This is a genomic window from Pseudonocardia charpentierae, assembly GCF_031845345.1.
In the GTDB taxonomy this organism is placed as follows: domain Bacteria; phylum Actinomycetota; class Actinomycetes; order Mycobacteriales; family Pseudonocardiaceae; genus Pseudonocardia; species Pseudonocardia charpentierae.
The window spans coordinates 22,309-39,905 of sequence record NZ_JAVREJ010000035.1 but is presented as its reverse complement, the minus strand read 5'-3'; the positions used below and the strand labels follow the sequence as shown (position 1 = coordinate 39,905).

The 17,597-nt window shown below is 71.3% G+C and carries 18 protein-coding genes; 12 read left to right on the top strand and 6 right to left on the bottom strand.

From position 1 onward, the window contains the following. Positions 1–30 precede the first annotated feature (30 nt). Entirely contained in the window at positions 31–204 is a 174-nt protein-coding gene (locus tag RM445_RS29095) for a hypothetical protein (RefSeq protein WP_311560067.1), read from the bottom strand. Positions 205–449: 245 nt separating this feature from the next. Between RM445_RS29095 and RM445_RS29090 the strand changes: the two genes are divergently transcribed. Further along, a complete protein-coding gene (locus tag RM445_RS29090; RefSeq protein WP_311560066.1) occupies positions 450–1,919 on the top strand; it encodes a GntT/GntP/DsdX family permease in 1,470 nt (489 codons plus the stop codon). Between the two features lie 24 nt (positions 1,920–1,943). On the opposite strand, the gene RM445_RS29085 is transcribed toward RM445_RS29090, so the two are convergent. Then, positions 1,944–2,162 (bottom strand): DUF397 domain-containing protein, encoded by a 219-nt coding sequence (locus tag RM445_RS29085; RefSeq protein WP_311560065.1) that lies wholly within the window; start codon positions 2,160–2,162, stop codon positions 1,944–1,946. A 146-nt stretch (positions 2,163–2,308) separates the two neighbouring features. Next, a complete protein-coding gene (locus RM445_RS29080) occupies positions 2,309–3,157 on the bottom strand; it encodes a helix-turn-helix domain-containing protein (protein WP_311560064.1) in 849 nt (282 codons plus the stop codon). 504 nt (positions 3,158–3,661) lie between these two features. Here RM445_RS29080 and RM445_RS29075 point away from each other — a divergent pair. Beyond that, the gene (locus tag RM445_RS29075) at positions 3,662–4,912 is read left to right on the top strand and encodes a right-handed parallel beta-helix repeat-containing protein (protein ID WP_311560063.1); all 1,251 of its coding nucleotides are present in this window, start codon (positions 3,662–3,664) and stop codon (positions 4,910–4,912) included. A 9-nt stretch (positions 4,913–4,921) separates the two neighbouring features. Here RM445_RS29075 and RM445_RS29070 read toward each other — a convergent pair whose 3' ends face one another. Beyond that, positions 4,922–5,245 (bottom strand): putative quinol monooxygenase, encoded by a 324-nt coding sequence (locus tag RM445_RS29070; RefSeq protein ID WP_311560062.1) that lies wholly within the window; start codon positions 5,243–5,245, stop codon positions 4,922–4,924. An 84-nt stretch (positions 5,246–5,329) separates the two neighbouring features. Here RM445_RS29070 and RM445_RS29065 point away from each other — a divergent pair, with 84 nt between their 5' ends. The 6 genes from RM445_RS29065 (at position 5,330) to RM445_RS29040 (ending at position 10,742) form a co-directional block, all read left to right on the top strand. Beyond that, positions 5,330–6,487 carry a DUF3500 domain-containing protein gene (locus tag RM445_RS29065; protein ID WP_311560061.1) on the top strand — a complete coding sequence of 386 codons (1,158 nt, stop codon included), beginning with the start codon at positions 5,330–5,332 and terminating at the stop codon, positions 6,485–6,487. Between the two features lie 52 nt (positions 6,488–6,539). Then, positions 6,540–7,694, top strand: a complete 1,155-nt coding sequence (locus RM445_RS29060) for a LuxR C-terminal-related transcriptional regulator (RefSeq protein WP_311560060.1) — start codon at positions 6,540–6,542, stop codon at positions 7,692–7,694. Between the two features lie 36 nt (positions 7,695–7,730). Continuing rightward, positions 7,731–8,666: a class II fructose-bisphosphate aldolase gene (locus RM445_RS29055; protein WP_311560059.1), complete on the top strand. Its 936-nt coding sequence runs from the start codon at positions 7,731–7,733 to the stop codon at positions 8,664–8,666. Positions 8,667–8,709: 43 nt separating this feature from the next. Then, the gene (gene dhaL, locus RM445_RS29050) at positions 8,710–9,351 is read left to right on the top strand and encodes a dihydroxyacetone kinase subunit DhaL (RefSeq protein WP_311560058.1); all 642 of its coding nucleotides are present in this window, start codon (positions 8,710–8,712) and stop codon (positions 9,349–9,351) included. After that, on the top strand, positions 9,348–10,343 hold the full coding sequence (gene dhaK, locus RM445_RS29045) for a dihydroxyacetone kinase subunit DhaK (RefSeq protein ID WP_311560057.1): 996 nt from the start codon (positions 9,348–9,350) through the stop codon (positions 10,341–10,343). Before dhaL ends, dhaK begins: the two co-directional genes overlap by 4 nt. 147 nt (positions 10,344–10,490) lie before the next feature. Beyond that, positions 10,491–10,742 (top strand): hypothetical protein, encoded by a 252-nt coding sequence (locus RM445_RS29040; RefSeq protein WP_311560056.1) that lies wholly within the window; start codon positions 10,491–10,493, stop codon positions 10,740–10,742. Positions 10,743–10,808: 66 nt separating this feature from the next. On the opposite strand, the gene htpG is transcribed toward RM445_RS29040, so the two are convergent. Then, positions 10,809–12,695, bottom strand: a complete 1,887-nt coding sequence (htpG, locus tag RM445_RS29035) for a molecular chaperone HtpG (RefSeq protein ID WP_311560055.1) — start codon at positions 12,693–12,695, stop codon at positions 10,809–10,811. 15 nt (positions 12,696–12,710) lie between these two features. Next, on the bottom strand, positions 12,711–13,892 hold the full coding sequence (locus tag RM445_RS29030) for a cation:proton antiporter (protein ID WP_311560054.1): 1,182 nt from the start codon (positions 13,890–13,892) through the stop codon (positions 12,711–12,713). Between the two features lie 107 nt (positions 13,893–13,999). Between RM445_RS29030 and RM445_RS29025 the strand changes: the two genes are divergently transcribed. The 4 genes from RM445_RS29025 to RM445_RS29010 all read left to right on the top strand — a co-directional run bounded on the left by RM445_RS29025 (position 14,000) and on the right by RM445_RS29010 (position 17,505). After that, positions 14,000–15,037, top strand: a complete 1,038-nt coding sequence (locus RM445_RS29025; protein WP_311560053.1) for a maleylacetate reductase — start codon at positions 14,000–14,002, stop codon at positions 15,035–15,037. A 50-nt stretch (positions 15,038–15,087) separates the two neighbouring features. Then, positions 15,088–15,285: a CsbD family protein gene (locus tag RM445_RS29020; protein ID WP_311560052.1), complete on the top strand. Its 198-nt coding sequence runs from the start codon at positions 15,088–15,090 to the stop codon at positions 15,283–15,285. 138 nt (positions 15,286–15,423) lie between these two features. Next, positions 15,424–15,966, top strand: coding sequence for a hypothetical protein (locus tag RM445_RS29015; RefSeq protein ID WP_311560051.1), 543 nt, complete (start codon positions 15,424–15,426; stop codon positions 15,964–15,966). A gap of 144 nt (positions 15,967–16,110) precedes the next feature. After that, positions 16,111–17,505 (top strand): PepSY-associated TM helix domain-containing protein, encoded by a 1,395-nt coding sequence (locus tag RM445_RS29010; protein WP_311560050.1) that lies wholly within the window; start codon positions 16,111–16,113, stop codon positions 17,503–17,505. The last annotated feature ends 92 nt before the right edge of the window (positions 17,506–17,597 follow it).

Sequence of the window (17,597 nt, the reverse complement as noted above, 5' to 3'; positions counted from 1 at the left end):
CGCGGGCCGGGTCAGGTGGGGTCGCGCGGACTACAGGTCGTGGGACTCGTCGTAGCCGAGGTCGCCGCCGTCCGGGTCCACCGGACGGCCGGTGCCGCGGTACGAGGGCCTCTGGCGTCGGGCGACCGGGATCCGCAAGGCGGTCTTCACCTCGTGGGCGAGGTCGTACCCGTAGTCGTCCGACTCCTCCGGCTCGAGCGTCATCGTCGTCTCCCCCTTCACGCAACGTGACCACCGTCGAGCGGACGGTGCACGATTGATCGTTGCGGGCCGCGCCGTGGAGAGCAAGGCCGTTCCTCCGAGTGGGCTTCCCACCGACCGGGTGAACGGGGGCACGCTCGATCGGTCAGCGTGTTCACGACCGTGCAACGGCCGTCACACTCGACGCCGATCAGGCCGCCGGCCTCATGCAGGCCGCCGGCACCCTCCGACACCTCGGGAGGCCCGCGATGACGCTCACCGCGACATCGGTTCTGCTCGCCCAGGCCGCAGCCGCGCCTCCGGCCTCGGGTGCCCGGCTCGTGGCGGCCGCACTGATCGGCATCGCGCTGATCGTCCTGCTCATCACCCGGTTCAAACTGCATCCGTTCCTCGGCCTCACGATCGGCTCGCTCGTCGTCGCCGCGATCGCGGGCCTGCCGGTCGCGGCGGCCGTCGCCAGTTACACGAAGGGCTTCGGCGACACCGCAGCCGGCGTCGGGACGCTGATCGCACTCGGGGCGATGTTCGGCAAACTGCTCGCCGACTCCGGCGGCGCTGACCAGATCGTCGACACGATCATCGGCCGGTCCAGCACACGCACACTGCCGTGGGCGATGGCGCTCGTCGGTGCGCTGATCGGGCTGCCGATGTTCTTCGAGATCGGCCTCGTGCTGCTGATGCCGGTGATCTTCCTGGTCGCCCGGCGCTCCGGCCTGTCGCTGATCAAGGTGGGCATCCCGGCCCTGGCCGGCCTGTCGGTGATGCACGGTCTCGTGCCGCCACACCCCGGCCCACTGGTAGCGATCGCCGCCCTGAACGCCAACCTCGGCATCACTCTTGCCTTCGGCGTACTGATCGCGTTGCCGACCGTGGCGATCGCCGGCCCGCTCTTCGCCCGCTACGCGGCGCGCTGGGTGGACGTCCCCGCCCCGCACCTGTTCGACGACGAGCGCGGTGACGGCGGCTCCCGCCGCACCGGCGACGAGGCCGACGGCACGTCCGGCGGCGCCGGCAGCGCGGCCACCGCGGTCGATCGCCGCACGGTCCGCCGCCCGACCTTCGCGGTCACGCTGGCCACGGTGCTGCTGCCGGTCGTGCTGATGATGGGCAAGGCGCTCGCCGACATCTTCATCCCGGACAAGGCCAACCCCCTCCGCAGCGTCCTCGACTTCCTCGGCACCCCGCTGATCGCCCTGCTGCTGGCCGTGCTCGCCGCCATCTTCACCCTCGGTCGCGGCGCGGGCATGGACATGCGGGCCGTCGCCACGTCGTTCGAGCAGTCGCTGGCCGCCATCGCCGGCATCCTGCTCATCGTCGCCGCGGGCGGCGGCTTCAAGCAGACGCTGATCGACACCAAGATCGGCGACCTGATCGCGGGCTGGGTGCAGAACAGCGGCATCTCGGTGCTACTGCTCGCCTGGTTCGTCGCCGTGCTGATCCGCCTGGCCACGGGCTCGGCCACGGTCGCGACGGTCACCGCGTCGGGCATCCTCGCCCCGCTGGTCACCACCCTGGACCCGGCGCAGACCTCCCTGCTGGTGCTGGCGATCGGCGCGGGCTCGCTGTTCTTCTCCCACGTCAACGACGCCGGGTTCTGGCTCGTGAAGGAGTACTTCGGACTGACGGTGGGTCAGACGATCAAGACCTGGTCGATCATGGAGACGCTGATCTCCGTCGTCGGCCTGGTGTTCGTGCTGCTGCTCAGCCTCGTGGTCTGAGAGTGCGACAGCCCGCGGCCCGGCTCAGGGCCGTGGGCGGTCGAACTCACCCAGCTTGACGCCCTCGACGAACGCGTCCCACTCCGACGCGGTGAACACGAGAACCGGGCCGTCCGGATCACGGGAATTACGCACTGGAACGGTGTCGCCCACGAAGCGCACCTCGACGCAGTTGTTGTACTGGCTTCTCGTGCTCTTCCGCCACGCGGTGTCGGTTCTCAGGTTCTCAGGTTCGCGGGTCACAGGGTCTCCGACCTCCGGCTCGCGACATCGGCGATTGCAGTCTCTCCGGTGCCGAAAGCCTAGGTTCCGTCCACGGACCGGTGTGCCCGTCATCCGGGTGAGCACGTCCCGCCGCTTCCCACTCGGCCTAGCGGCGAGCACGTCTCTCAGAGCCTGTCAATAGCCCGCTCCACGTACGCTTGGAGATCGGTCGGTGACGCTGCGCGCTTCTCGAGCTCCGCGAACAGCCTCTGGTGGTTGGCGGTCACCTCGACCTCGTCCTGGAAGATCGCATCCCCGCGACGCTGCTCGATGTAGACGACGTCCGGGTCGTTCGTGCCGGAGAAACGCAGCAGGACGAACGGCCCACGCAGCCCGACGTGCTCGCCGAGGGCCAGCGGGATGATGCGGATCGCGACGTTCGGGCGCTTCGCCACCTCCAGGAGGTGCTCCAGCTGCGCCCGCATCACCGCCCGGCCGCCGATCGCCCGCAGCAGCACCGACTCGTCGACGATGAACGACAGCGTCGGCGGGTCCGACCGGTCCAGCACCTGCTGGCGGAGCGCGCGCGAGCTGACGAACCGCTGGGCCTTCTCGGCGCCGACGTCGTGCACGTCCATCACGGCACCGGCGTACTCCGCCGTCTGCAGCAGCCCCGGCACGACCAGCAGCTCGATCGACCCGATCCACGTCGCGGACTGCTCGTAGTCGAAGAACCGCAGCGCGTCCGGGGAGAACACGTCGCCGAACGTGGCGAACGGCGAGCGGGCGCGGCGGGACCGGCGGGCGAGGTCGACCAGCCCGTCCACCACGCCGCCGTCGCTGACGCCGTAGTAGCCGAGCAGGGCGCGCAGGTCCGTCACGCTGATCGAGACCGACCCGTTCTCGATCCGGGTAACCTTCGACGGCGACCAGTCCAGCGCGTCGGCGATCTGCCGCTGCGTCACCACGTGCGGGGGGCGGAGGTGCCGCAGTTCAGCCAAGAGCTGCCGCCGCAGCGCGGATGCGTTGTCCACTCCGCCTCCACACGAGCGCGACCACGGGTCGACTGTTGACGAATCCCACACTATCGGCGGCGTCGGGACGGCTGCCACCCGTACCGGTACCGTCACCCTGCGTGCACCGGACTGCAACTGCTCCGGTTCCTGCCGCTCACAGAGGTTAGCCAGTTGCCCGTTGTGCAAACCGCGCCGCCCGATCTGCACGTTGCACACCGAAAATCGCGGTGTACCGTGCCCCGATGTGATGCCACGTCAGAGTGAACCCGCCGCCCGCCGTCGGTCCTGCGGCATGTCGTACTCGACGAACCGCGGCTGGTGAGAGGCGAGGTGCCGCCTCGGACGTCGTCGACGAGCCCCGCGGGCCACTCGGCCCTGCCCGTCGCCCGGCGACGTCGCTCCTGCCCCCTCGCCTAGACTGAGTCGAGCGGCCGGGCCCACGAAGGCCTTCCGGTCGCGCCCCGCCCCGCCGCCCGATCCCGGCCGCGAGACGTCGGCACGACGAAGGAAGACCTCATCAGCATGGGCCCCTCCCCCGCCAGTTCCACCCGTCCGCGGCGCACCGTGGTGATCGGGGTGTTGGCCGCGGTCATCGTGGTCATGCTCGCCGTCCTCAGCGTCGTGATCCTGAACAAGCCTGCGCAGGACGGGAACGGGACGGCCGCGTCGGGCGGCGCGCCCGTGGCACAGCAGCCGCCGCTGTACGTCAGCCCGGACGGGCGCGACACCAACGACGGGGCCTCGCCCGCCACACCGTTAGCGACGATCCAGGCCGCACTGGAGAAGGCCACCCCGGGCACCACGATCAACCTCGCTGCCGGCGTCTACCGGGAGGAGCCGGTCACCGTCCGCGACGGAGCGCAGGGCGCGCCGATCACGATCAAGGGGCCGGAGACCGGCACGGACCGCGACGGCCGCTACAAGGCGGTGCTGTACGGCACCGGGCGAATCTTCAACATCGACCACAGCTGGATCACCCTCGACGGCTTCACCATCGACGGGCAGGAGCAGCTGGCCGACGTCCCGTTCCCGACCGACCTGCGTTCGGTCGACACGTGGAAGGCGAGCGTCCAGGACCGCGTGCAGGACGGCCGGCTCGTCTACATCGGTTCGGCCGAGGAGTCGCGCGACCTCACCGGGATCACGATCAGCAACATGTTCCTCAGCGGCGCGGGCGGCGAATGCGTGCGGCTGCGCAACAACGCGCACGACAACACCATCACCAACTCGGTGATCCAGTACTGCGGGTTGCACGGCAAGGGCGACGGCGGCGACCGGGCCGAGTTCCACAACGGCGAGGGCGTCTACATCGGCACCAGCCCCAAGTCGGACGACCAGCCGATGCACGACAACGACACGAGTTCGGGCAACGTCGTCTCGCGCAACGTCATCCGCACGTTCGGGTCGGAGTGCTTCAACATCAAGGAGAACGCACACGACAACGTGTTCGACGACAACGTGTGCAGCGGCAACGCCGAGTCCGAGCAGTTCGAGGGCAGCAACGTCGAACTGCGGGGCTACGCCAACGTCGTGCGCAACAACCAGATCTCGGACAGCGCCGGCTACGCGATCAAGATCCAGAACGACGGCGACGAGTACGACAAGGGCGGCAACGTCGTCGAGAACAACCGGCTCTCCGGCTCGACGGGTGCGACCTTCAAGATCAAGTCAGACGCGACCCAGGGCCGCTTCTGCGGCAACGACGTCGCCGCAGCCGCAACGATGTTCAACAGCAACGGCGAGACGCTCTCGGGAGTCACCGCCCCCTGCTGACCCGGCGGGTCACGCGATGCGCCGCACCCGCTCGATCACCAGAGGGCCGCTCTCGTCGACCAGCTCGTCCACGCGCCCTGCGAACTCGACGAGGTGCGCCGCGTTCAGGTGCGCGTCGAGGTCGTCGGCGCTGTCCCAGTTCTCGTAGAAGAAGAACCAGCGCGGGTCCTCGACCCCCTGGTGCAGGTCGTAGTTGACGTAACCCCTCTCCTTGCTGGTCGGCTCGACGAGCGCCACCAGCGCCTCGCGCAACTCCTGCTCCTTGCCTGCCTTGGCGCGCATCCGCGCGACCACCGTGAGCAGGTTGCGGTTGGTGTCGGTGGGCGTGCCCATCGGCTCTCCTCTGGTCGGCGTCGACTCCGGGAACGGCCCGTTCCCGATGTTCCGCTCGTACCCCGGCGCCGCTACCGTTGAATCGTGGGTTCCGTCGTCGACGACGTCTTCCCTGCCCGTGCGGTCGCGGACCGCATGGCCGAGGCGGCGCGTATCTGGCTCGACTCCCTCGACGCCGATCAGCGAAGGTTCGCGACCGGCCCGGTCCCGGCGGACGACGGTTCGGACGCCGAGCGCCGGCGCTGGTTCTACACGCCGACCGACCACGGCGGCCTCACCGCCCACCAGCAGCGGCCGGCCCAGCAGCAGGCGGCCATGCGGCTCGTGGCCACGGGTCTCTCGACGGCCGGGTACGTCACCGTCGCCACCACGATGGGCCTGGAGAACATCCTCGACCACGCCGAGGGCTTCGTGACGCGGTTCGACCGTGAGCGCGGCCGCGACCCCGGCCTGTACTACCTGCGGGTGTTCGGCGAGCCCGGCGGTCCGGCGCCGTGGGGCTGGCGGTTCGGCGGACACCACGTGTCGTTGAACAACCTCGTGGTCGACGACGCCCTGGTCGCCACCACCCCGTGCTTCATGGGCGCGGACCCCGCCGTGTCACCGCTGCTCGGCGGCTGTGTGAACCGGCCGCTCGCCCGGGTCGAGGACCTCGCCCGCGAACTGGTCCGGTCGCTGCGCCCCGAACTGGCCGCCCGCGCCGTGCTGCTCGACCGGGCCCCGTCGGACTTGGTGACGGGCAACCGCACGTCGATCGCCGAGGGCGACCGGGTGATCCCGCTCGCCGGCATCTGGCGCGACGAGCGCTTCCCCGACGACGTCGAGCAGGCCAAGCTGCAGGCCCTGAGCGACGCCATCGACGCGAACACCGGCTATGCCGACACGGACCACGCCCGACTCGAGTACACGGCCGTGCCCAAGGGCATCGCGGCCGCCGAGCTGGACTCCGGCCAGCGCGAGATGCTGCGCGCGTTGCTGTCGACCTACCTCGACCGCGTCCCCACCGAAGTCTCCCCCATCGGCCGGTACTGCGACGACGAGACGCTCGACGCCGTCCACGTCGCCTGGGCGGGCACCACCGAGCCGGGCGCCCCGCACTACTACCGGTTGCAGGGCCCGCGGCTGTTGATCGAGTGGGACAACACGCAGCGCGGGGCCAACCACGCGCACTCGGTGTGGCGCGATCCGACGGCCGACTTCGGGCTGGACGTCCTCGCCGCGCACCGCGCCGCACACCACTGACGTCGGGACCGACGGCATTGCGGCACGTCGGACCGGATCTTATGGTCGTCCGATGCGCGTGGACGACGACGGTCGGCCCGTGGAGAGTCTTCCCCTGGGCCTCGCCGTCGCCGAGATGTACGCCGACCTGCAGGTCGGCCCGCTCCTCGACCGCCTGCTGATCCACAGCCGGGGATTGCTGGACACCGTCGCCGGCAGCATCTCGCTCGTCGACACCGCCCGCGGCCGCTACGACAAGATCGCGGAGAACGGCGTCGCGTGCCGGCTCGGCCAGAGCTTCCCGCTCGACGAGGGGGCGACGGGGACGGCCGTCGCCCGCCGCATGCCCGTGATCATCGACGACTACAGCGACGTGCGGGGCGGTCATCTGCCGCCCGGCCACCCCGTCGGCCGCGGCGCCGCGGCCGCCGTGCCTCTGTGGTGGCGCGGAGAGGTGATCGGCGTCAACGTCGCCTTCGCCGGGCGCCGACGCCGGTTCACCACCGCCGAGGTCGACGCCTTCGAACTGCTCACGCAGAGCGTCGCGGCGGCCGTCGTGAAAGCGGGTGCGGCGGTCCCGTCGCTGGCCGGTCTGCTGCGTCAGCACGACAGGGTGGTTGCCGGCGCCACCGGGGTGCGGACCGTCGTCACCGAGGTCGGGCCCGTGCGGCCCGTCCCGGACGACGTCGGGGCGGCCGCCGCGGACCTCGTCGCCCTGGTGCGCCGGGCCGCCGCCCTCCGATCGGGCCCGTCGCGGTTGCACGTCGCCGTGGTCCACCGGCCGCAAGGGGTGCGGCTCCTGGTCCAGGACGAGAGAACCGATGCGGTCGCACCTGACGCCGACCCGCTGGGCCTGGGCACCCGCACGTGGAACGAACTGCTCGCGGTGACCGGCGGCGAGGTGGGCGGCGAGGTGGGCGGCGAGGTCGGCGTCGAGCACGTGGCGGGGTGGGGCACCCTCCTGCGCGCTGACTTTCCCCACCGGCCTCCGGCGTCTCCGGTGCCGCTGACCCGGCGGGAGTCCGAGGCGCTGCACCTGCTGGCCGACGGCCTGTCGGACCGGGAGATCGCGACGCGGCTGGGCATCTCCCCGAAGACCGTGGAGAAGCACGTCGGCGCGGTGCTGCGCAAGACCGGCACCAGCAGTCGCACGGCCGCCGTCGTGCACGCCCTGGACCAGGGCTGGCTCGCCGACACGTCGGCCGGAGGCGCTTCCGCCCTCCGGTAGATGGGGGAAGTTCCCCATACAAGTATATGCAACCTGGTGGGTTTACTGGCGCAGGCCGCGGCCACCGTGCCGTCGGGAGAGAACACGAACCTCGACGATGAGGAGCACCCTGTGCCCGTCGTGTCCACGAAGGAGATCTTGGACCGCGCCTTCGCCGATCGGTACGGCGTCGCGGCCTTCAACATCCTGGACGACCTGACCATCGACGCCGTCCTCGACGCGGCCGAGGAGGAGCGCGCTCCGGTCATCCTGCAGACGTCGGTCAAGACGGTCCGCGCGTACGGCCGCGACCGGCTGATCGCCGTGTTCCGCGCGATGGCGAGCGAGACCACCGTGCCCGTCGCGCTGCACCTCGACCACTGCCCGTACCGGGACGTGATCACCGAGTGCCTCGACTCGGGATGGAACTCCGTGCTGTTCGACGCCCACGAGCTCGACGTCGCGGACAACCTCGAGCAGACCACGGCGGTCGTCGCCGAGGCGCACGGACACGGCGCGCACGTCGAGGGCGAGATCGAGGGCATCGAGGGCGTCGAGGACGACATCGGCTCGGACGACGCGTCGACGCTGCAGAGCCTCGAGGTGGCCGTCGACTTCATCACGAAGACCGGCGTCGACGTCTTCGCGCCGGCGATCGGCAATGCGCACGGGCAGTACAAGTCGACGCCGAAGCTCAACCACCAGCGCGTCACGGACCTGGTGGAGGCCACCAACATCCCGATGGCCCTGCACGGCGGCACGGGTCTGTCGCCCGACCAGTTCCGCGATCTCATCTCCCGCGGCTGCGCCAAGGTCAACATCTCCACGGCGATCAAGGAGTCGTACATGAGGTCGGCCCTGGAGCACCTCAAGACCGCCGAGGAGAAGAACAAGTGGGACCCGCCCACCCTCTTCGCCCACCAGCGTGCCGCCGTCGTCGCGACCGCGCGTGAGCACATCGCGCTGTTCGGCGGATCGGGCCGGGCCTGGTGACGGTTCCTGGGCGCAGACCCTCGCCACGAGAAGGAGTTCCTGCATGACCGGCTCACTGGCGCGGACCGAGTTGGTCGTGCGCACGATCGCGCAGACCGCGGTCGACAACGAGACGTACTTCGGGGAGCTGGACTCGGTCGTCGGCGACGGCGACTTCGGCTATTCCCTGGCCCGAGGCTTCGAGAAGGTGCTCGAGGGCTGGGACGACATCGACCGCACCGACGCCGGCACCTTCCTCAAGAAGACCGGCATGATCATCTCGTCCCGGATTGGCGGCACGTCGGGGCCGATCTGGGGCACCGCCTTCCTGCGCGCGGGCATGACCGCGGGCGCGGGCGAGATCGACGGCCCGAAGGTCGTCGCGATGCTGCGCGCGGCGATCGAGGGGATCAAGACCCGCGGCCAGTCGGACGTGGGCGACAAGACCCTGCTCGACGCGCTGGTGCCGCTCACCGACCGGCTGGAGCAGGAGCTCAACGGTGGCAGTGACGCGGGCAAGGCCCTGGCGGCCGCAGCGTCGGCGACCCGCGAGGCCGCCGAGGCGACGAGCGCGCTGATCGCCAAGCGCGGCCGGGCGTCGTACACCGGCGAGCGCAGCATCGGCTCCGTCGATGCCGGCGCGATGGGGGTCGCCGTCATCACCGAAAAGGTCAGCGAGGCCTGGAACCAGGAGGACGGTTCGTGAAGAAGTTCGTCAACGACCCCAAGCAGTTCGTTCCCGAGATGCTCGAGGGCATCGCGCTGGCCAATCCCGACACCCTGGCCTACGTCCCCGAGTACAACCTGATCATGCGCAAGGACGCGCCCCGCGACGACAAGGTGTCGATCGTCCAGGGTTCCGGGTCCGGCCACGAGCCCGCGCACGTCATGATCGTCGGCAAGGGCATGCTCGACGCCGCGTGTCCCGGCGACGTGTTCGCCGCGCCGCCGATGGACTACGTCTACGAGACGGCCAAGAAGCTGGCGACGCCGAAGGGCGTGCTGCTGCTGGTGAACAACTACACCGGCGACCGCATGGCCTTCGACATGGGCAAGGAGATGGCCGAGTCCGAAGGCGTCCGCACCGAGATCCTGATGATCAACGACGACGTCGCGGTCAAGGACTCGACCTACACGATCGGCCGTCGCGGAGTGGCCGGGAACTTCTTCGTCATCAAGGCCGTCGGCGCGGCGTCGGAGCGCGGCGACGACCTCGAGGAGGTCGTGCGGATCGGCAAGAAGGTCAACGACGTCACCCGCACCATGGGCGTCGCGCTGACCGCCTGCACCCCACCCGCCAAGGGCTCGCCCCTGTTCGACCTCGGCGCGGACGAGATGGAGGTCGGGGTCGGCATCCACGGCGAGCCGGGCCGTGAGCGCCGCAAGCTGGCCGGTGCGGACGAGATCGCGGACGAGCTGCTCGACGCCGTCGTCGACGACCTGCCCTACGCCTCCGGCGACCGCGTCGCGCTCATGGTCAACGGCCTGGGCGGCACGCCGATCAGCGAGCTCTACATCCTGTACCGGCGGGCCCACAAGCAGCTCGCCGACCGCGGGATCACGGTTGGGCGCAGCTACGTCAACGAGTACTGCACCTCGCTGGACATGGCGGGCGCCTCGATCACGCTGGTGAAGCTGGACGACGAGATCGAGGAACTGCTGGCGGCCCCGGCCGAGGTGCCGATCCGCGTCTTCTGACGCCGATCGGCGAGGCGGTGATCGGCGGCTCGTCGACAGGTGCGACAACGGTGTCGCCCTCCGTCGACGGCTCGGCGATCACCGCCGCCTCCCGAGATCACCCGGACGAGTCATCAGGTCGTCCGGCCACGCGCCGATGATCCGGACATGGCCGTTTCCCAGCCCGGCAGCGCCGCCGGCGGGGCACTCGACGCCCCCCGGCGGCCCGAGCCCGTGCTTCCGCCGCAATCCGACTCCGACCGTCTCCTGGACGCCGTCCGCAAGGGCCTCACTCCCGGAGATCCCGTCGCCCGACTGCTCTCCGGCTGGGTCGCCCCGCCGGCACGCGCCGTCGTGTGCATCACACGCGGGCGCCCGCCCGGCATGACGCTCCCGGTGGCCGGCCTGCCCACCGGCTAGCAGCCGCATCGACGAGCGGGTCGTCAGTCGGGTCTCAACCCGACCGACGACCCGCTCGCGGAAGAACTACCCCAGCGACTTCTCCAGCTGCCGCGACAACAGCGCCACGAACGCCGCCGGGTCCGCCAGCTCGCCGCCCTCCGCCAACAGCGCCATGCCGTGCAGCAGCCGGGCCGTGTCGCCCAGCCCGGGGTCGTCCGGCCGCTTGTCGTGCGCATCGCGCAGCGAGGTCACCAGCGCGTGGCGGGGGTTGAGCTCCAGGATCCGCTTCACCGTCGGCGGCTCCTGGCCCATGGCCCGGTACATCTTCTCGAGGGTCGGGGTGAGGTCGCCCGGGTCGCCGACGAGAACGGCCGCCGACTCGGTCAGCCGGTGCGACAACCGGACCTCCTTGACGTCGTCCGCCAGCGCGGACGCCATCCAGGTCAGCAGGGTGTCGAAGCCCTTCTTGGTGTCGTCGTCCACCTCGTCGCCACCGAGGTCGACCTCCCCCGCGGCGATCGAGGCCAGCGGCTTCTCCTCGAACGAGGGCACCGCACCCACCCATACCTCGTCCACCGGGTCGGTCAGCAGCAGCACCTCGTACCCCTTGGCCCGGAACGCCTCCATGTGCGGCGACCGCTCCAGCGCCGCCCGCGAGTCGCCCGTCGCGTAGTAGATCGAGTCCTGCCCCTCGGGCATGCGGGCGAGGTAGTCGCGCAGCGTGGTCGACTTCTCGGGGTCGTGCGTCGACGAGAACGAGCAGATGTCGAGGATCGCCTTCTGGTTCTCGTGGTCGGAGAGCAGGCCCTCCTTGACGGCCCGGCCCAGCTCCGACCAGAACGTCGCGTACTTCTCCGGCTCCTTCTCCTGCATCGTCTTCACCGTCGACAGCACCTTGCGGACCAGGCGCTTGCGGATCAGCTGGATCTGCCGGTCCTGCTGGAGGATCTCGCGGGAGATGTTGAGCGACAGGTCGCTCGCGTCGACGACGCCCTTGACGAACCGCAGGTACTCGGGGACGAGCGCCTCGCAGTCGTCCATGATGAACACGCGCTTGACGTAGAGCTGCACGCCGCGCTTGGCGTCGCGCCAGAACAGGTCCATCGGCGCGTGGCTCGGCAGGAACAGCAGGGCCTGGTACTCGAACGTGCCCTCGGCCGCCAGCCGGATCGTCTCCAGCGGCTCACGCCAGTCGTGGCTGACGTGGCGGTAGAACTCGGCGTACTCCTCGTCCGAGACGTCCTTCTGCGCCCGCGCCCACAGCGCCTTGCGCGAGTTGACGGTCTCGGGCTCGCCCTCCCCCGACGCCGGCGCCATCCGGATCGGCCACGTGATGAAGTCGGAGTAGCGCTTCACCGTCGCGCGGACCGTGGCCTCGTTCGCGAAGTCGTGCAGCGCGTCGTCGGCGTCCTCGGGCTTGAGGTGCAGGGTGACGGCGGTGCCCTGCGGGGCGTCCGGGGCCTCGGCGACGGTGTAGGTGGCGTCGCCGGTCGACTCCCAGCGCACGCCCGTGTGGCTGCCGGCCTTGCGGGTGACCAGCTCGACCCGGTCGGCGACCATGAAGCTCGAGTAGAAGCCGACGCCGAACTGGCCGATCAGCTCCGCCGTCGCCTCCTCCGACGACCCGCCCGTCTCCCGGGCCTGACGCAGCTGCGCCAGCATCTCGGCGGTACCCGACTTCGCGATGGTGCCGATGAGGTCGACGACCTCGTCGCGGCTCATCCCGATGCCGTTGTCGCGGACGGTCACGGTGCGCGCATCGGAGTCGATCTCCAGCGCGATGTGGAGGTCGGACGTGTCGACCTCGAGGTCCTTGTCGCGGTATGCAGCCAGCCGGAGCTTGTCGAGCGCGTCGGACGAGTTCGAGATCAGCTCGCGGAGGAAGACGTCTTTGGTCGAGTAGATCGAGTGGATCATCAACTGCAGCAGCTGGCGGGCCTCTGCCTGGAACTCGATCGTCTCGGTCGACATCGCTGTGGTGCCCTTTCACGCCGTCGGAGTCGGTGCATCGGACACGATAGGCGGCCGCTGCAGGACGACCGCGACGGCGGGGAACACGAGCACCGTCAGCACGCCGGCGCCCACGAGCGCGGCGCCGTTCTCCGGGAGCATCGTTCCGTTGCGCAGGCCGATCTCGGAGATCGCGACGAGCAGCGGGAGCGCCGTCGAGGCGATGAGCGTCAGCTGCCAGCGTTCGCGCGCGTCGAGCGACCGCCGGTAGAGGATCTGCGCGGGCACGAGGTGGACCAGCAGCATCAGCGCGGCGAACATCAGCACCCGCAGCGGGGCGGACACCATCGCCTTCAGGTCCATCGTCATCCCGGAGTACACGAAGAAGATCGGGATGAAGAACCCGTAGCCGAGCGCGTCCAGCTTCCCCTCCAGCGCAGGCAGGCCGCTGCCCGCCCACCGGCGCAGGACCATGCCGGCCAGGAACGCCCCGAGCACCGCGTCGAGGTGGAACTGCTCGGCGACGGCCAGCAGCAGCACCAGCAGCAGGACGGTGCCGCGGACGGTGGTCTGGGTGGTCTCGTGCTCGCCCTCCTCGATGATCTCCCGCAGGCGCCCCATGCGGAACGACCTCGACAGCAGCGTCAGACCGAACGCCACCGCGGCGACGGCCAGCAGCGAGATCAGCGCGACCCAGCGGTTCGTCGCACCGAGGAACACGGCCACCGCGATGATCGGCAGGAGTTCGCCGACCGCGCCGCTGGCGAGGAGGTGCTTGCCGAGGCGGCCGCCCAGGAGGTGCTGCTCGCGCAGGATCGGCAGGAGGGTGCCCAGCGCCGTCGTCGTCAGCGCGATGGCGACGGGGACGAACGCCCGGACGAGCCCTGCGGCGTACAGCAGCCCGACGACCCCGCCGGCCAGGGCGACGCTCATCAGCCAGGACACCGCCGCGCGCCGTCCGGGGTCCGCGCGGAGGAGCCGCTGGTCGACCTCGTAGCCGGCCAGGAGGAACAGGAAGCCGAGCCCGACGTCGGCCAGGATCTGCACGCTCGTCGGCGAGCCGATCCGCAGGCCCTGAGGCCCGATCAGCATGCCCCCGAGGATGAGCACGACGACCTGCGGAATGCGCGGGCCTGGTAACAGCGCGATGGCGATCGGCGCCACCACGGCGATGACGGCGATCACGAGCAATGTGCCGACCGCGGAGTGCACGTCCACCGCGAGCCCCCTTCGATCACGTGCATCGTGCCGGAGCCGCGCGAGTGTCGGCAATGCCGCGCGACACCCTGTGGACAGATCCACGGTGCGCACGCGACGGTGGCCCGATGCAGGGATTCACCTTCGACCAGCCGGCCGCGCGGATCGTGTTCGGCGCCGGTGCGGCGCGGACGACGCTGGCCGACGAGGTCGGGCGGCTGGGCGTGACGCGCGTGCTCGTGATCGCCTCCACCCGCGACGAGCAGCGGGTCGCCGCGATCACCGCACCGCTCGGCGGCAGGGTCGCCGGGTCGTTCACCGCCGTGCGCGAACATGTCCCGCTGCCCACGGCCGAGGCCGCCCGCGCCGCGGCGAAGGAGGCCGACGCCGACGCGCTGCTCGCGATCGGCGGCGGGTCGACCGTCGGGGCTGCGAAGGCCGTCGCGCTGACCGCGCGGCTGCCCGTCGTCGCCGTGCCGACGACCTACTCCGGCTCCGAGGTCACGGCCGTGTGGGGACTGACCGAGAACGGCCGGAAGACGACGGGCACGGACCCTGCGGTGCTCCCCCGCGTGGTCGTCTACGACCCGGAGCTGACCGCCACCCTGCCCGCCGATCTCGCCGCCGCCAGCGGCTTCAACGCCATGGCCCACGCCGTGGAGGCGATGTGGGCGCCCCGGCGCAACCCGGTGAGCACGGCCGTCGCCGGCGAGGCGATCGCGCGGCTGGCCGCCGGGCTGCGCACGGGCGACCCCGCCGAGCTGCTGTGCGGAGCCTGGCTGGGCGCCTCGGCGTTCGCCGTGGCCGGGTCGGGACTGCACCACAAGCTCTGCCACGTCCTCGGCGGGACGTTCGGCCTGCCCCACGCCCGCACCCACGCCGTCGTGCTGCCGCACGTACTGGCGTTCAACGCGCCCGGAGCACCCGACGCGGTCGCGCGGGTGGCCCGCGCACTGGGCACGGACGATGCGGTGTCCGGGCTGCGGGCCCTGGCCGACGAACACGGCATCCCGCGCGGGCTGCGCGCGCTCGGGATGCCGGAGGACGGGATCGAGAAGGCCGCCGAGCTCACCGCGACGGCGGTGCCGGACGACAACCCCGTCCCGGTCGGCGACGGAGCGCTGCTACGGCTGGTCCCCGCAGCGTGGAGCGGTGACGACCGGTGAGAACACCGCCGCTCGCGGGTACTCCTCGGTTGGGACTGAGGAGGTCGACGATGAGTTTCGCGGACAAGGTGAACAACAAGGCCCGGGAGATGCGTGGGCGCGTGAAGCGGAACACGGGCGAGGTGATCGGTGACCGGCGCCTGCAGGCTGAGGGCCGGTCCGAGGAGCGGGGCAGCCATTTCCGGCAGGCCGGGGAGAGGCTGAAGGACGCGTTCCTCGGGCGGGGACCGCGCCGCCCCCGCTACTGACGCCTCGAACTGGGGGCCGGTGACCCCCGCGATCCCGGCTCGTGCAGGATGCCGTGAACCACGATCGTTCACCCACAACGGGGACACGACGACGGAGGTCACGGATGCCCACGAGCCGGACGGCCTGACGGCGGCTTCGTGGACGCACGCGACCCGGACCCTCCGCAGCGGCTGCAGCGCGCGCTCATGCTCACGTGCGCCGCGGTGGTCGTGGGTGTGGTCGCGCACCTGCTCGGTGGCGGCAGCGTCGAGCCGGTCGCCGTCGCCGCCGCCTTCCCGGTGCTGCTCGGGCTGTCGTGGCCGCTGACCCACCGGGAACGCGGCTGGCTGCCGATCGCCGGTGCCCAGCTCGCCGGTCAACAGGTGGTGCACACCCTGCTCGCATCGGCGACGGACGTCGCGGCGCCGGGGCCACCGGTCGACGCGTTCGTGTACGGCCACGTGCTCGCCGCCGTGCTGGTGGCCGTGTGCCTGCGCCGGGGTGAGCAACGGGTGTGGGCGCTCGCCCGGCGCGCCGCGCACATCCTCGCGCTGTTGTGGAGACGCGTACTCGACCTGCTGAGCCTCGGCGAGCCGCCGCGTCCGCACGAGGTTCGGCCGACGCCGCCGACCCTCCCGGTCCCCCGCCCTCCCCTGCTGCGCCACGCCGTCGTCCGGCGCGGCCCGCCCGTCCACGTCTGAGGTCACATCACCGGCACGGCCCCGACGGTCGTGCCGTCCGCCGCCGCGCCGACTCCGCTCCTGCCGGGGCCGGATCGCGGCGCGGCCGCGCCCCCGCGGGCCGTCGTGCCCGCGGCCACCTCAGACGTCCGGCGAGGAGCCGCCATGTCCGCAACACCCGAGACCACCGGACCCGAGACAGCCGCACCCGAGACAGCCGCACCCGAGACGCGCACCCACTCGACCGCCCCCACCGGTTGGGCGGCGCTGCGCCCGCTCGTGCTCCGTCTCCACTTCTACGCCGGGGTGCTCGTCGCCCCGTTCCTCGCGATCGCCTGCCTCACCGGGCTGATCTACGTGTTCAGCCCGCAGTTGTCCGACGCCGTCTACGCCGACGAACTGCTCGTCGGACCGCACGCCGGCCCTGCCCGGCCACTGGACGAGCAGGTCGCCGCCGCGCTCGCGACACACCCCGAGGGCACTCTCGACTCGCTGGTCCTCCCCGGCGACCCCGACCGGACCACCGGCGTCGTGCTGGACGTCGACGGCCTCGGCGACGATCTCCAACGCACCGTGTACGTCGACCCGTACACCGCGCAGGTCCGCGGCTCGCTCGACACCTGGTGGGACACGCCGCCGCTGCAGACCACCCTCGACTCCCTGCACCGCAACCTGCTGCTCGGCGAACCCGGCCGGATCTACTCCGAGCTGGCCGCGAGCTGGCTGTGGGCGCTCGTCCTCGGCGGCCTCGCCCTGTGGATCGGCAAGCGGCGCGGGCGCCGCTCGGTCCGTGACACCGTCGTGCCGCCGCGCGGGATCCGCCCCGGCCGGATGCGGATCATGGGCTGGCACGGGGCCACCGGCGTCTGGCTCGCCGTCGCGCTGCTGTTCATCAGTGCCACCGGACTGACCTGGTCCACCTACGCCGGCGAGCGCTTCGGCGCGATCGTCGACGCCGTGAAGGGATCGACGCCGGCGCTCGCCGCCGAGTCCGTGCCGGTGGGCGCCGGGGGCTTCATTCCGGTGCAGGAGGCGGTGGAGCGGGGGGTGGCCACCGGTCTGCAGGGGCCGCTCAAGGTCGGGATCCCGGCCGCGCCGGGGTCGCCGTTCACGGTCGCGGAGATCGCCCGCGACTGGCCGGTGCAGCGCGACGAGGTCGCGCTCGACCCCTACACCGGCGCCGTCACCGAGAGCATCATCTGGAGCGACTTCCCGGTGATGGCGAAACTGACCCGCATCGGCATCCTCGCGCACATGGGGAGCCTGTTCGGGTTGGTCAGCCAGCTCGCGCTCGCCGCGATGGCCCTCGGCCTGCTCTGCGTGCTGTTCTGGGGCTACCGCATGTGGTGGCAGCGCCGCCCCACCCGGGGCGCCCGCCGGCCCACCCCGCCGGTGCGGCGCGGGACGATGCGCGCGCTGTCGCAGCCCGCGTCCTTCGCGATCGTGCTCGGCGCGGTCGTCGTCGGCTGGCTGCTTCCCGTCTTCGGGGTCAGCCTGCTCCTGTTCGTCGCCGGCGACGCGATCGCGGGCACCCTCGCACGGCGGCGCGCCGGGGTGTGACCACCCGCACCGGGCGGTGGCGGACGTTCGACGCGCGGGCCGCCGCCGCCTGGGTTCTCATGGTGGCGTGCACTCGCAGCGCAGCCGGGTGG

What these genes read in the sequence shown, in the direction of transcription:
- RM445_RS29095 (WP_311560067.1), bottom strand. Translation starts at nt 204, where the DNA reads ATGACGCTCGAGCCGGAGGAGTCGGACGACTACGGGTACGACCTCGCC.
- RM445_RS29090 (WP_311560066.1), top strand. Translation starts at nt 450, where the DNA reads ATGACGCTCACCGCGACATCGGTTCTGCTCGCCCAGGCCGCAGCCGCG.
- RM445_RS29075 (WP_311560063.1), top strand. Translation starts at nt 3,662, where the DNA reads ATGGGCCCCTCCCCCGCCAGTTCCACCCGTCCGCGGCGCACCGTGGTG.
- RM445_RS29070 (WP_311560062.1), bottom strand. Translation starts at nt 5,245, where the DNA reads ATGGGCACGCCCACCGACACCAACCGCAACCTGCTCACGGTGGTCGCG.
- RM445_RS29060 (WP_311560060.1), top strand. Translation starts at nt 6,540, where the DNA reads ATGCGCGTGGACGACGACGGTCGGCCCGTGGAGAGTCTTCCCCTGGGC.
- dhaL (WP_311560058.1), top strand. Translation starts at nt 8,710, where the DNA reads ATGACCGGCTCACTGGCGCGGACCGAGTTGGTCGTGCGCACGATCGCG.
- RM445_RS29040 (WP_311560056.1), top strand. Translation starts at nt 10,491, where the DNA reads ATGGCCGTTTCCCAGCCCGGCAGCGCCGCCGGCGGGGCACTCGACGCC.
- htpG (WP_311560055.1), bottom strand. Translation starts at nt 12,695, where the DNA reads ATGTCGACCGAGACGATCGAGTTCCAGGCAGAGGCCCGCCAGCTGCTG.
- RM445_RS29025 (WP_311560053.1), top strand. Translation starts at nt 14,000, where the DNA reads ATGCAGGGATTCACCTTCGACCAGCCGGCCGCGCGGATCGTGTTCGGC.
- RM445_RS29020 (WP_311560052.1), top strand. Translation starts at nt 15,088, where the DNA reads ATGAGTTTCGCGGACAAGGTGAACAACAAGGCCCGGGAGATGCGTGGG.
- RM445_RS29010 (WP_311560050.1), top strand. Translation starts at nt 16,111, where the DNA reads ATGTCCGCAACACCCGAGACCACCGGACCCGAGACAGCCGCACCCGAG.